The organism is Paenibacillus sp. GCM10028914, assembly GCF_042666275.1.
Taxonomy (GTDB): domain Bacteria; phylum Bacillota; class Bacilli; order Paenibacillales; family Paenibacillaceae; genus Paenibacillus_AQ.
In genome coordinates, this window is the sequence record NZ_JBHTFO010000009.1 from 187,107 (window position 1) to 201,090 (window position 13,984).

The 13,984-nt window shown below is 46.3% G+C and carries 10 protein-coding genes; 3 read left to right on the forward strand and 7 right to left on the reverse strand.

Going from position 1 to position 13,984, the window contains the following annotated elements; translation table 11 throughout:
• Positions 1 to 158: 158 nt before the first annotated feature.
• Both ACFQV5_RS09495 and ACFQV5_RS09500 read right to left on the reverse strand, forming a co-directional pair.
• On the reverse strand, positions 159 to 1,778 hold the full coding sequence (locus tag ACFQV5_RS09495) for an ABC transporter permease subunit (protein ID WP_379246018.1): 1,620 nt from the start codon (positions 1,776 to 1,778) through the stop codon (positions 159 to 161).
• Positions 1,771 to 2,523, reverse strand: a complete 753-nt coding sequence (locus ACFQV5_RS09500) for an ABC transporter ATP-binding protein (RefSeq protein WP_379246020.1) — start codon at positions 2,521 to 2,523, stop codon at positions 1,771 to 1,773. The genes ACFQV5_RS09495 and ACFQV5_RS09500 overlap by 8 nt, the downstream gene beginning before the upstream one ends.
• A 248-nt stretch (positions 2,524 to 2,771) precedes the next feature.
• On the opposite strand from ACFQV5_RS09500, the gene ACFQV5_RS09505 reads away from it, so the two are divergent.
• Positions 2,772 to 3,536: a DeoR/GlpR family DNA-binding transcription regulator gene (locus ACFQV5_RS09505; protein ID WP_379246022.1), complete on the forward strand. Its 765-nt coding sequence runs from the start codon at positions 2,772 to 2,774 to the stop codon at positions 3,534 to 3,536.
• Positions 3,537 to 3,856: 320 nt separating this feature from the next.
• On the opposite strand, the gene ACFQV5_RS09510 is transcribed toward ACFQV5_RS09505, so the two are convergent.
• The 5 genes from ACFQV5_RS09510 to ACFQV5_RS09530 all read right to left on the reverse strand — a co-directional run bounded on the left by ACFQV5_RS09510 (position 3,857) and on the right by ACFQV5_RS09530 (position 11,610).
• Positions 3,857 to 4,279 carry a GNAT family N-acetyltransferase gene (locus tag ACFQV5_RS09510; RefSeq protein ID WP_379246024.1) on the reverse strand — a complete coding sequence of 141 codons (423 nt, stop codon included), beginning with the start codon at positions 4,277 to 4,279 and terminating at the stop codon, positions 3,857 to 3,859.
• A 125-nt stretch (positions 4,280 to 4,404) separates the two neighbouring features.
• Positions 4,405 to 5,955 carry a BCCT family transporter gene (locus ACFQV5_RS09515; RefSeq protein ID WP_379246026.1) on the reverse strand — a complete coding sequence of 517 codons (1,551 nt, stop codon included), beginning with the start codon at positions 5,953 to 5,955 and terminating at the stop codon, positions 4,405 to 4,407.
• 141 nt (positions 5,956 to 6,096) lie between these two features.
• Positions 6,097 to 8,283, reverse strand: a complete 2,187-nt coding sequence (locus tag ACFQV5_RS09520) for a DEAD/DEAH box helicase (RefSeq protein WP_379246028.1) — start codon at positions 8,281 to 8,283, stop codon at positions 6,097 to 6,099.
• Positions 8,280 to 9,620 carry an ATP-binding protein gene (locus ACFQV5_RS09525; protein ID WP_379246030.1) on the reverse strand — a complete coding sequence of 447 codons (1,341 nt, stop codon included), beginning with the start codon at positions 9,618 to 9,620 and terminating at the stop codon, positions 8,280 to 8,282. The genes ACFQV5_RS09520 and ACFQV5_RS09525 overlap by 4 nt, the downstream gene beginning before the upstream one ends.
• A gap of 7 nt (positions 9,621 to 9,627) precedes the next feature.
• Entirely contained in the window at positions 9,628 to 11,610 is a 1,983-nt protein-coding gene (locus tag ACFQV5_RS09530) for a TerB N-terminal domain-containing protein (RefSeq protein WP_379246032.1), read from the reverse strand.
• A 267-nt stretch (positions 11,611 to 11,877) separates the two neighbouring features.
• On the opposite strand from ACFQV5_RS09530, the gene ACFQV5_RS09535 reads away from it, so the two are divergent.
• Both ACFQV5_RS09535 and ACFQV5_RS09540 read left to right on the forward strand, forming a co-directional pair.
• Entirely contained in the window at positions 11,878 to 12,570 is a 693-nt protein-coding gene (locus tag ACFQV5_RS09535; RefSeq protein WP_379246034.1) for a M50 family metallopeptidase, read from the forward strand.
• Between the two features lie 208 nt (positions 12,571 to 12,778).
• Positions 12,779 to 13,801 (forward strand): hypothetical protein, encoded by a 1,023-nt coding sequence (locus tag ACFQV5_RS09540; RefSeq protein ID WP_379246036.1) that lies wholly within the window; start codon positions 12,779 to 12,781, stop codon positions 13,799 to 13,801.
• Positions 13,802 to 13,984: the final 183 nt, after the last annotated feature.

Consider the following 13,984-nt stretch of genomic DNA (forward strand, 5'->3'; position numbering starts at 1 on the left):
ATGCGGATTATTCTTCCGATCGCTGTTGTCCCTGGATTTCTTTTGAATTATTTCTTAGTCGTTGAAATCCATGGACAAAGGCGACCGCTTCGCTTCTTCAGAATAATTCCGCCTTCTCCGTTGAAGAAATTACTTCAATAACAAGCACAAACTATCTTCTAACGATTTATCGAGCTTCTCTTCTGCGCATAGTCGCACAGAATCTTGACAAGCAAGTTCGTGAAGAAGATCAGCATCGACAGGACAAAGATTTCATTAAACTTCGCAAAATGCTGCAGCTCCTTGATCTTACTGGCAACAAGCGACGTCTGAGCCGATACCAGAAAGATAATGCCGCTGACAGTAACCATCGCGTTGATGAAGAAGTAGCTGATCATCTCAATGACCGTTGAAGCGGAATTCGGTAAAATAACACGCCATACCGTCTTCAGCCAGCTGTCTCCGAGCAGCTCGCCTGTTGTTTCCCAAGAAGGGTTCATATTGGAGAGCGAGTTCTTGGCCATCAGATAAGGCGTCGTAAAGAAATGAACGATATTGCACAGCACGATAATGATAAACGTACCTTTCAAACTGCTTCCATTAAAGAGCAGTAAATAGGATATACCTAGCACCATACCCGGTATGGTGTTCGTCATCATGGATATCACATCGAACGTGGACTTCGATTTAAGTGAGGTCCGGACATTCAGAAGTGCCGAGCTGTACGCAATCAACGTACCGAAGACAGCTGTCAATATAGCAACCCACAGTGAATTTTTATAAACTCCTGATAAATCACTCGATTGGAACACATTCACTACGTGTTTGAACGTGAACGTCAGATCATAGGGATAGCTGTTCAGCCAAGGAGCAATGAACATGATCGCGAAGATCGAGAGCATTCCTAACAAAATAATGATCGAAACAATCCCAAAGGCCACATCTCTGAACTTATGCTCCGGCAACTCCGTCTCGGTCGTCTTGTCATAATGGAAGTTCCGTTTCTCCAGATAGCTCAGAAGCCATATACCGAACACGGCTGGAATCAGCATAAGGACAGCGATAACCGCACCGTTATTAAAATCAGGAATCGAGCCTAGCATGACCTGATACAGCTGTGTCGCAACTACCGAATACGTCCCTCCCACCGAAGCCGGTATTCCGAAATCGGTAAAACTGAGAATAAAGGAAAGAACGAAAGCGCCGCCGAGTGAACCGGATAACGGACGAACAACCGTATTTCTAAAACTTCTTAATGTGCCGTCACCCATCAGTTTGGAAACGATGATGAATTTTTTATCGATATACTTAAATGCGTTATGGATCAGGAGAAATGCTGGTGGCAGCGTGTAAATTACATATCCGATTAATAGACCGTTAAATCCATAGATATTGAATACGTTCTGCCCTATGATTTTGGTGATTAAGCCCTGATTACCGAATGAATACATAATTGCAAAACCGTATGTAATGGTAGGCAGCAGCATGGGGACAACGATGCCGGTTCTCAGCACACTTTTGATCGGACTGTAAATTTTGGTGCAATGAATCGCATACGCCAGCGTAAAGGCTAAGATCGTGGTGATCACAGCCGTCAAAGCCGACACTTTCACACTGTTACCGATCGCAATCTGTAATTCCTGATTCGACCATATCGATAAATAATTCGATAGAGAAAGCCCGTCATTTGTCTGCAGAGATTGAATGAATAAAATGACCAGAGGGACGAGCAGGAAACCGGTAAATAGCAACAGGATGAATGTAAACATAACTCTCATTTCAGGCTTAGTACTACGCATATTGTTCACCGAATAAGTGATAGATGTTCCGCCTCTTAATCTGCAGCTGTCCAATAATGAACTCCTTCACAAAATCATTACTTGGTTGATGCATGATCTCTTCCGGCGTTCCGTACTGAGCAATATGTCCCTGATTGATGATCAGGATTTTGTCTGACAACGTTAACGCTTCTTCTGGATCATGCGTCACGATAATTGTCGTCAGCTTAAACTCTCTCGCAATGGATTGAATACGCTGCTTAATCGACTCCTTAATGACGCCATCGAGTGCACTTAACGGCTCATCCAGCAGTAATATGTTCGGTTTTGTTACAAGCGTTCTGGCCAGTGCCACTCTCTGCTTCTGTCCTCCCGATAACTCACCAATCTTCTTATTCAAATGCGGTGTAAGTTCTAGAAATTCGATATATTCCTGTACCTCTTTCTCTGTGATTAGGCCCTTTTTGTTTTTAAGAGCATATACGATATTCTCGTACGCATTCAGGTTAGGGAACAGTGCATAGTCTTGAAAAACGATATTAAATCCGCGGTCCTTCATCCGGACACGACTTAAATCCGTATCATTAAAAATGAGCGACCCGTGATCGGTCTTGGTTAATCCTAGAATGACGTTCAACAATGTCGTCTTACCACTTCCGCTCGGACCCAGTAGAGAGACTATCTCTCCTGTGTTAATGACAAGATCAATGTTCTCCAGAACAACTTTGCCATCAAAATGTTTGCGTATATTTTGCAGTTTTAGCAAACCTTGCACCTCCCTTAACACAACCTCAGTATAAAGTGGAAATGTAAGGGTAAATCCGCATCCGTGTAAAATCTAGGTAAATTATGCATATATCATAACTACATCATTACTAACTCTTGAACAACTTGAACTAAATTTGCGTATAAGTTAACGAATACAAGAGGTAAATCTATTGAATGTGGGGATCGCTATGAGTACACTAGGAGTGAATCAATTCCAACAAATGACATGACAGGTCGGGTGATAGCATGTTTCCACTGGAGAGGCAGCAGAAGATTCTAGATCTGCTCCAAATCAAGAAGGTGTTGAAAATATCAGAATTGACCGAAGAGCTGAATATTTCGGTTGATACCCTGCGCAGAGATCTGAATACGCTGACGAAACAAAAGAAAATCGAGAAAATCTATGGTGGGGTTAAGCTGATCGAATCGAAGTTTGCTGAATCCTCAATGGATGAACGGATGGTTAGCCATCTGGAGGAAAAAGAAATGATTGCGCGCAAGTGCGCCGAATATATCGAAGATGGAGACTGCATTTATTTAGATAGCGGCTCTACCACCTATCAAATCGCTAAATACATCAAGCATTTCAAGAACTTGACCGTGGTCACGAACTCTATTCCTGTCGTTAATGAGCTAATGAATAGCCATATGGAGCTTGTTATTATCGGGGGAAAAGTAAGACTTAATGAGCAATCCGTCGTAGCCTATGATTATATGTTTAACTTTAATCAGTTGAACATTTTGAAAGCCTTTATATGTGCCAGCGGTATCACGATTGAGAAGGGCATCTCCGACTATAATCTTGAAGAGGCCATCACCCGCAAAAAAATCATCGAAATATCCAAAGAGATCTACATTGCCGCTGACAGCACCAAGTTTGGTAAAGATGTTACGGTCTCCATCGCGCATCTTGATCAAATTGATACTCTTGTGACGGATACCCATCTGAACAAAAATACGATCCAGCAATTCCGCAAAATAAACACGAACCTAGTCATTGCAGAACCCTAGTAGTAGACGACTAAAAAAAGAGAATACAACAAATAACCTCCTGTCAGGTTGAAGTGTAGTAGCCTGTGCATCACTACGTATGCGGATCATTCTTCCGATCACTGTTGTCCCCAAATTTCTTCTGAATTTTTGTGAATAATGTTGAAATCCGGGGACAAAGGTGCACGCTTCGCTTCTCCAGAATGATTCCACCTTCTCCGTTGTAGATTCAGATCTCTTTTTTATGGCAACGAAGACATCGTACATCCACAACTTAACAACTGAAGGGTTTATCTAATCGACTTCTTCATTTTATAATTCGTTAATTGCACGTCTCCACGTCATACGGTTTGCGCCTGTAGAAGCTCATACCCCCGGCGTTCAAAGAATGGTCTAGCCGTAATACTTGCATCCGTCTCAATGCTGGACAGTCCTAATCTTTCGCCATCCTTCTCCAGTTCCTTCACCAAAGCGGAAGCGATTCCCCTGCCTTGAAAGTCTTTATGTATGTAGAGCCGATCCAGATAACCCTCAAGGGTCATATCGGCAAAACCTACAAGAATACCGTCTAATTCCGCAACATACGTAATATTCTGTTTGAGTGAAATGCCCCAACTCCTCATTCTGGATTCCTTTTCATCCATCGATGCCCAAGCATTCAACTGCTCTTGCGAATAATCTCGGGCGTTTACACTATGAACCGTTTCGTAAAATAGGGTGACGACCAGATTGATATCGTCGTCACGGTACCTTCGTAGTTCCATTTGGCTTCTCCTTTCTGCCCAGTCTCTTACGACATCTTATCAGGACAAATAAGAGGAGCGCCATAGCGCCCCCCTCCCTATAATTCATTCACTTTTTTCCTGAGTATAGACTTTCCTATGATCTATCACACTTTATCCCTATTCAAAGCCTCTTCAAGCCGCTGGAATCGTTTCAGATCAGCTTTACGAATAGGCAAAGGTTCCTTTCGCAAAAGCTTAACCATGGCCACAATCAATAGTAGCAACAGGACAGTGAACGGCAATGCCGCAATCAACGAGGCCGTTTGCAACGCCTCAAGTCCTCCCGCAAATAGCAGCACACCGGCAATAGCGGCCATAAGCGTGCCCCATACGATTTTGGCAGCCATCGGCGGGTTCAAGTTTCCAGATGTAGTCATACTGGCTAGAATATACGTCGCTGAATCGGCAGAAGTAACAAGGAACGTCAGAATAAGAAGGATCGACAAGATGGACATCACCGTCGACAACGGCAAATGAGCAAACATTTGGAACAACGCAGTGGTTACATCCGCATGCACGGCTGCAGCAATCCCTGTACTTTCATGCAGATCGAACCAGAGTGCCGTTCCCCCAAATGCCGCAATCCAAATACACGCGATAAGGGGCGGAACAACCATAACGCCGACAATGAATTCTCGAACCGTTCTTCCTTTGGATACTCTCGCGATAAAAGCTCCAACATAGGGTGACCAAGCGATCGCCCATGCCCAGTAAAATATCGTCCAGTCCCGTACCCATGTTCCTTCGGCATACGGCTGAAGACGTAAACTGTATTGAATAAAGTTCGTAAAGTAATCGCCAATGGCTAGTGTAAACGTCTCTAATATGAAGACCGTTGGCCCTAGTGTTAACACAAATACTAGGAAACATAGGGCAAGTGCCAAATTCAGATTGCTCAGATGTTTAATTCCTTTGTCCAACCCAGTTGTTGATGAAACCATATAGGCAATAAAAACCAATGCTAATATGCCGAGCTGAATCAGTGTACTACTTTCGACACCCGTAACGATATTTAGCCCGCCGCTCATTTGCATCACACCAAGACCAATAGATGTAGCGATCCCCATGACGGTTGCAACGACTGCCAGTATATTAATTGTATTTCTCACGGTCGTTTTCTTGCCCACTACGGGTTCAAGCGCCGTGGATACAAGTCCATCCTTCTTCTTTCGGAATTGAAGAAAAGCGATGACAAGGCCTACAAGAGCAAACACAGACCATTGACTGATCCCCCAGTGAAAGAATGAATACCCCATGGCTACACGCGCAGATTCCGGGGATTGCGGTTCTCCCCCTGCAAAAGGGGTCGTGAAAAAGTGGCTCATCGGTTCCGCGACACCCCAGAATACGAGACCTACACCAAAACCTGCCGAGAACAACATCCCGATCCAAGTGAAAAAAGGATAATCTGGCTTCTCTTTTTCACCGCCTAGTCGAATATTCCCATATTTACTTGCAGCTACCCAGATAAGAAAAATAATAATGACAAAAATCGATAGCAGATAAAACCAGCCAAAATTATTCGTCGTAAAATTGAACAAGTACGAAGCAGCATCGCCGAATGCTTGCGGCATGACCGCTCCCAATATGGCAAGAACAGTAATAATCACCGCAGACACGGTAAATACTGTATTCTTCAGTAATTTCCCTATCACTTACTTCACCCCAACCAATTTATTGATCAAAACACAGTACAATTGTTTTTAACCAATTTTGAAAGGGTTAATCGTTTTTGATAAAAAAAGCACAGGGATTTATTATGATCCCCGTGCTCTACTGATGCTTCGTGGAAGAAGCTACTCCTTTAACGCCCCGGCCAATCCTTCCAGATCAAGCCCATCGATCGCAAACGCGGTTCGAATTAGCTCAGGCGCTACAAACTCATCATACTTACCGAGGTAGGGAGCTTCATCTGGATCCAGCAGTGCCTCTGGACCTGCAGCCTCACATTCGCTCAGCTCGGACATGATTTCATTCATCATCTGGTTCGCATCCGTCTTGCCCGAGACGACCATATAATAGGGCTCCATCGGCACGATCGAACGAAGAGCCAGACGGTCCGTCAAATTATGCTTCAGCAGACGTTCCAGCGTACGAAATTGTTTACTGCCTGCCCATGGCAATATGAACATGGAATCGCCTCCTGCTGGGATGACGACACTCTTCAGCAGTCCACTCTCTCGGGCCAGACGCCGAGCCCGTCCCAATCGATTTACAGCTCCTGGCGCTAAATATGGATACAGCGTGCTGTCTGCGAGCACCTCACGCATCTTACGAACAACACGGGTGTGCACGTCACCGCCTGCACCAAGCCACAACGTATCGACCTTCCCTCTCGCGGATTTAACATACAATGCCTTATGCTTCGTATCCACTTCTTCCACCTTCCACAGCTTGCCGGCCAGTGAGAAGCAGTAACCGGGAGGCGGCACCGTAGTAATCGAACCGATCTCCTCAGAGCCGTTATAAACGACATGCTCCTCATCATCCTTGAAGACAGCATAGAAACGGAAGTTATTCACGATGCGCTCTCCCGTCAGACCGATAATAAGCGGGCCCTCATCTGTGCGCTGAATATGGTCAGTCTGTAACAGATAATTGAGGAAAATCCGATATTCTTCAGGTTCAATCCCGCGAAAGGCAGGCAGCGTCAACACCGCCCGGGCCAATTCAGCAGGCTCAGCCTCTCCCAAGCTTTTGAGAATACTCATCGTCTGGTGATATAACAGACCCATCGGTTTTTCCCGCAATGTTAGCGGTTCAACCCATTTATCCCGTACATACAGTTCAATAACCGCGATCGCTCGCAGCAGCGTCCAAGGCATTCGTGCTGGCAGTTGCGCTTGTTCATCCTCTTCCTCCGGGCATAAGAACATCATCTCCGATGCCTGTCCCCGGCGCCCCGAACGCCCAAGGCGCTGCACAAAGCTGGAACAGCTATAGGGTGCCCCAAGCTGAACAACCCGCTCCAGCTCCCCGAGATCGATGCCAAGCTCAAGGGTGAGCGTGGCAGCAGCAACCGCCGGACCGGGGCCGCTTCGCAGAGCTGCTTCTGTTTCTTCACGCAGCATAGCCGAGATGCTACCGTGATGGACGTGGAATACATCCCGCTGCTCACGCTTCGCGGCAATTCGCCTCATCTCCAGCGTGGTCAGTTCCGCATCCGAACGAGAGTTGGTGAAGATGAGCGCTTTTTTCAGATGCGTATGGTCATACACAAAATCATAATATGCCTTGCGTGCATGCTCCAGCTGCTCGGCCTGCTTCTCATCCCGTGCATCAGGAAAGGAGAAATGCTCTACGCTCAGTCGCAGCTTCCGTCCACCCTGAGGAGACACCACCTCAACGGGATACCTCGTTCCGGCGGCAAGCCAGCCGGCTGCGGTCTCATAATCGCTAAGTGTTGCGGACAATCCAATTCGCCGGGGCGAACAGGATGCCATCCGTTCGATCCGTGTCAGCTGACTCAGTACCTGAATGCCCCGGTCCGCGCCCATAAAGGCGTGAACCTCATCAATAATCACGTACCGAAGATCTTGAAACAATGCCGGTATCGCATTCGGCCGGTTCATAAGCAGCCCTTCCAGAGACTCGGGCGTAATCTGGAGGACGCCAGAAGGCTTTTTCATCAGCTTGGTCTTCTCAGCCTGAGAGACATCCCCGTGCCAATGCCAGACGGGAACCTCACCCTCTCGTAATAGCTCACGAATGCGCTCAAACTGGTCATTGATAAGTGCCTTTAGCGGCCCAATGTACAGAATACCAACCGAGGAAGAAGGGCTCTCGTACAGCTGTGTAAGAGCCGGGAAGAATGCAGCCTCCGTCTTACCCGATGCCGTACCTGAAGCGATCAGCAAGTGGTTCGGCGTATCGAATAGAACCCTGCAAGCATCCACTTGTGCTTCCCGCAACGTATCCCATTGTTTCCGGTATATATATTCCTGAATAAACGGCGCAAGTCTTGAGAATGGGTTCATGTTCATAGTTCAAACTCCGCGAGGAAGTCGCCCATATCATCGGAATCCTCTGCTGTATTCCCCCCATCCTTAGACGCGGGCTGCACAGCCATTTCACCGAGCAAATGCTCAAATGACGTGTCTGGATGCTGATGCAGCGTATGCAGAAGATCCATAAAGTCACGGACGACCTCACGGGTCGTAAGTAGCTCCTCCGCGCCTAGGCGTGAGACGGCATTTTGCATAAATGAAATGAGCTGTTCATCGGTGAGTACAGCCTCATATTGAAAGTGCAGGGCATGGATGTCCCTCAGCTTTTGCAGCAAGATGAGTATTTCCTCATACGAGAGCATGTCCAGCTTCAGAATAGGCGAAGTATAGGTCTTCAATCCAATGCTGTTATAACGGCCGTCAATCAGACGGGAACGCAGTGCATCATAGCTGAATAGACCACGCCGCTCGTCCTCCACGAATTGAGGTGTACCGCCCATAAAGATGCCTAAATGCTCTGCCTTGCCTTGCATAGTGTCGTTAAACATCGTCAGCAGCTTCTCATAGTTACTCTGACGAGAGATCGAGTTCGTGATTTTATACAAATTGACGCCTTCATCGATGAATAACAGCAGCCCTTTATAACCTATGGCCGCCGTAAATTCCGACCACAGCTTCATATAGTCGTACCAGCTATCATCATCAATAATGACACCAACACCAAGATCTTTGCGCGCTTCTGTTTTAGTTGGGTATTCCCCACGCAGCCAGCGAAGAGCAGCCTGCTTACGGTCATCATCACCTATCTTGTAACTGTTCCAGTACGCTGCAAGAACTTTAGCAAAATCAAACCCGTGCACCAGGTTCTGCATGCTGTTCGTTACCGCATAAATCCGCAGCTCCACCTGTTCGTTCAGAGCTGCATCACCCGGACGAAGCCCCGACTCTTGCATAATCTCCTGCTGAAGCGCCGCAATCCATTTTTGCAAAATCATCTCCAGCGCTCCGCCATCCGGGCGAGTACGCGTCGAGAGATGTGTCATTAACTCTCGATAGGTAGCGAGTCCTTGGCCCTTGGTGCCAACCAGTCTCCGTTCAGGTGACAAGTCTGCATCAGCCACTACAAACTCCCGATCCATCGCGTAATTACGAATGATTTGGAGAAGAAAGCTTTTCCCGCTGCCATAGCGTCCCGTAATCAGTTTAAAGGCTGCTCCACCTTCGGCAATGTTGTCCATATCGCGCAAAATTGCTTCCACTTCCGGCTTGCGACCGACCGCGATATGCTCTAGTCCGATCCGCGGCACTACCCCAGCCGTTAAAGAATTGACCAGTGCGGTAGTCAGCCGTTTCGGTATTTTTAGTTCTTTCATCGTTTGATCACCTCTTCAATGGATCAAGCATCATTATATATTCATCCACGATGGTCTCACCGTCGATTAACAGATCACCAATGGTCTCCATCGCAGCTTCATTAATCTCATCTATAAGCAGTGCTGGCATCGAGCCAGCTCGTTCTGCTGCCGCATGAAGCGCGGCTAGGTCTGGACCTGTCTTCAGCGCATACAATACTTCCAGATGTTCGAATTTCAACAGCGCTGCCAGCTCACGCCACTCTTCATCCAAAGCATCAGTGTCCCAAACAACATCCGTAATTGCCCCTTTGATGGTTGGCAGAGACTCATCATCCGTACCGGCGACTATTGTTGTTTCTGTAAGAGAGGACTGACTAGATACTTCATCGTCCTTACCTGCACTCATCATGGAACGAGCTCCATCCCCCTCCGGATTTCCATCGTTCACAACGGATTTCATCGGCAACGTCCACTCCGTAACTTCGTCCAATGGTATATCATCGGACAAAGTATCGATTATAACGTCATCTTCAATAAGGCTAACTTCAAATATATCCATCTGAAGCGGCGCGTGCTGAGCCTGTGTTTTCTGCGTAGATTTTTTGGAATTTGCTGAGATATCCGCTTGTTCTGATCCTTGTAATCCTTGAGATTGCAGCCCTAGTTCCGATTCATCCAACAGCAGCATATCTCGAACATCATCCGATTCTTGCTGGATACGCCGCAGCTTCGCACGATCGATCCGCACTTCTGGAAGAGCCTTTTCTTTCGGATCATCCGGAGGCTGCAATTCCTTCTTCAAAAACCGTGTTACCAGCTCCTCGATCTCCGGCTCCACCTCAATCCCGCGCAGCCTTCCCTTAAATCCGCGCAACTCCCGTAGCTTATTCTCCATCATTCGGAACAGCTGCGTAATATAATGGCGAAGCGGAACATGCGAGCTGATCGGCAGCGTCATAACCGAAGCGGTACGCCCATATATATCATAGTCATATACAGCACTGCGAAACACATATCTCTCTGTCATCTTTTCTCGCGGCCTGAATCGATCAAGGAGACGTTGACCTTTGGTTTTGCCAAGATAAGCATCCACGAGAGCGATCACTTTCGGTCCATATTTCCTTATGTCTTTGCGTCCACCTTCCTGATAGAACCGACTCTTATCCGGTTCATAGTCTATCAGGTCAATGAGTAAATCCCAGTTCAGCATTAGTGGTTCAGTGGAAAAAATCCGCAACCACTCCAGCTCCTTCAGCTCACTGGACAAGCTGCGCGGTATGCGGTTGTAAGTTTCCGTGATTGGCATATCCAGCCCATGAATTAATGAAAAATCAAACAGCCATTCTCTCGTATACGTATCCAGTTTCGAATATCGCTGCCGGTATGCATTCCATACCTTGTTTAGCAGCTGCCATCCTTGCATAGGATTACTCCAACCAATCCCGTTGATCAGCTCATACATATATAGAAACAAATACGATAAGTCAGTGTCTGGATATCGGCCCGACCGCACTTCCTCCCGCCAATGGAAATACCATTTATATTGTTCGGAAGACATATTATCGTAAGTAGGCCAGTAACTCTTAAAAGGTACAAAAGGGTGCTCCGGCTCCACATGCCATGCCAGCTCCCGAGCTCTCATGACAAATTGTTGCTCCCGAGAATAATAGCGCACACCCTCATAGGATGAATACTCGGAGGAATTCGGGGAGTTCTGCGTACTATTCGATGAATAGGATGGTGTGCTTGGAACAGACGAGCGATTAGGTTCTTTTTGATCCCAAAAGTTCAAATCGTCCATCGAAAGCTCAACTGCAGAAGGATCCCCTTGGACCACAGCCTCGTTACGTATTTCATCTCGGGACGTTACCGGTTTTCTCGGCGGAATTAGCGTATTCTTCTCTTCGCCGCCCAGCTCATACTCAGCGAACCGGATATGGTTACCTTGCACGATGGTATGCCGGATGTTATCTATGTTCATTTCATTATTTTTTCTGAAATATTCCATTGATTTGCACCTCCATCACTCCACCAATTATACCATTCCCGTTCTTTTATAAAGCCGTTTCTTTTACAATTTATGGTCTGCCATCTATACTACTATTAGAAAAAGTTTTACCGTCATCAAAGGAACGTATGTTCCATTTTATCATAGGAAAAGGTGTACTGTCTGCTGCTCTTGAACAAACAGCTTTTCCCTGTTTATAAGCGTGCATAATATATTCAGGGCTTACTCTTTTAGCTTAAGAGAACTTTATCCGAAAGGAACTCTGCTATGAATAAATGGCTCAAAACGATTTTGTATCTCGCTCTGGCAGCTACTCTAACCCGGTTCATCCCCTTCTCCTCTTGGTTCCGCATTATGGACACGATGATTCATGAACTTGGGCATGCCGTCACCACATTGATGCTGTCAGGACGTGTACTCAGTATCGCATTAAATCCCGATCACAGCGGCACAACTCTTTCCGTTCTTGCACCCGGATGGAGGACGACTCTGGTCTCTGTGTCTGGTTATTTATCCGCCTCTTTATTCGCCGTGCTGATGTTTTATGGCTATGCCAAACGCAAGCAAGGAGAAGGCTTGTTACTTATTTCAGGGATCGCCTTGCTCATGATCCTGTTATTCGTACGTAATGGCTACGGTCTGATCTGGCTCACCATCTTTATCGTCATTACACTCGTCTTTTACTTTCTTGGAACACACATTCGGAACGCCTATTATCTTCTCCTCGCCTTCCTCTCTTTGGAGGAATCGGTCATGGGGCCTTTTTCGCTCCTGGTCTACTCCTTCCGTCAACCAAGCGGAGCAGGAGATGCTGCGAACCTAGCATACACAACGATGCTGCCCGCATGGATATGGTCTCTGTTGTTTCTGGTGTTTGCTTTATGGTGCGCAAAGCTCGCACTATCGCTGTTTTGGCGTAAGCGTCCCGCAGTACAGTCGCGCACACGAAACTCATATTGATCGACATATCTAGTACCATTAAATAGAAGGCTTCCTTATTTATTAGGGAGGTCTTTTCTTTTGCTTTTTTATAGAAAATATTTGAATTTTTGGTTAGTGAAAAAAATCACTTAATATTTTTTTAATATAAGGTACATTAACTTTGCCCAGTTTGAATGCTTCAAATTGAGGGCAGTAAATCTTAACATACATATATCAGGGGGACATCATGACTTTAAAATCCAAACGAATAAAGTTCGCAATAACAATGCTCGCAGCAATAATGGCAATTTCAATGTTCACAGGTTGTTCCAACTCGAAAGAAAACGCGCAAGCAGAACCTTCCAAAACGGAGGCAAATGCTAATACCAATACAAATGCTAACGCTAATGCTAGCGACAAAACCGATTCCACATCCGGTTCTTCTGTAAAAGCCGTAGAAATGACAGATCTCGAGTGGACTGCTCAACCGAAACTAGGGCTGATCAAGGGCGATTACTATAAGATCGAAGAACGTTTTAGACAAGGTCACTTAGGAATCTTGGAAGTGGTCAAAGAAGGCGATAAGCTCGTTCATATCGAATTCAACGAGATGACACGTCCAAACTACTACAACCGTTACTACCAGAATGTATCTAAACGCTGGTCTGCTTATAACTTCTCTATGGGTGAAGCTAAAGGTGCCGCTTGGATTCAAGGTGTTCTAAAAGCAGAAGAGCAAATGCTAGAGGCACAAAGCCTCACAGCTGAAGTCGATACCGTATCCGGTGCGTCCAACAGTGTATTGCAGTCCATGGTACCGATGGCAGAGGAGCTCGCTCCGTCGCTTGAAAAAGCATCTGCCCAAAAATACTACGGCATTGCGGAAGAACTGGGCGGTGGCTTAACAGGTCGTTTGCAGGTTGTCGTTGAAGATAGCAAGATTATCGACCTGCGCTATGACGAAATTTTTGCAGATACACCAGATGAAATCGAAGAGCCTAAATTGAAGCAGTTCTACAGACAATCCAAGTATGAAAGTGTGGATTACGATGAGCCTTCCCGCATCGGCTTTAACGTTCAGATGGATGCGTTGAAAGAAAAAGTACTCAAAACACAAGATATGCTTGACCTGACCGACCTGCCAGCTATTGAGAACACAGGCGACTATGGCAAGTCTGGGTACACCACTCGCAATACTGCTTGGGACAACTACCTGATGCTTGCGGAGAAGCTGCTTAAAGAAATGAAAGCATATGGCGTACTGAAATAAGCATTCATTCAATTAAAAAGAGGCGGTATCCTTCACTTAGGGTGGAGATACCGCCTCTATGTTTGTGGTAAGCAAGCATTTTCCTATGCTTTACTGCGAACGAACAAAGAGACGTCCTCTCTGTCCTTTTCGGACATGCTGGACGTCTCTTTGTGATTACTTCTCTATCCCCAATTCCAAGCA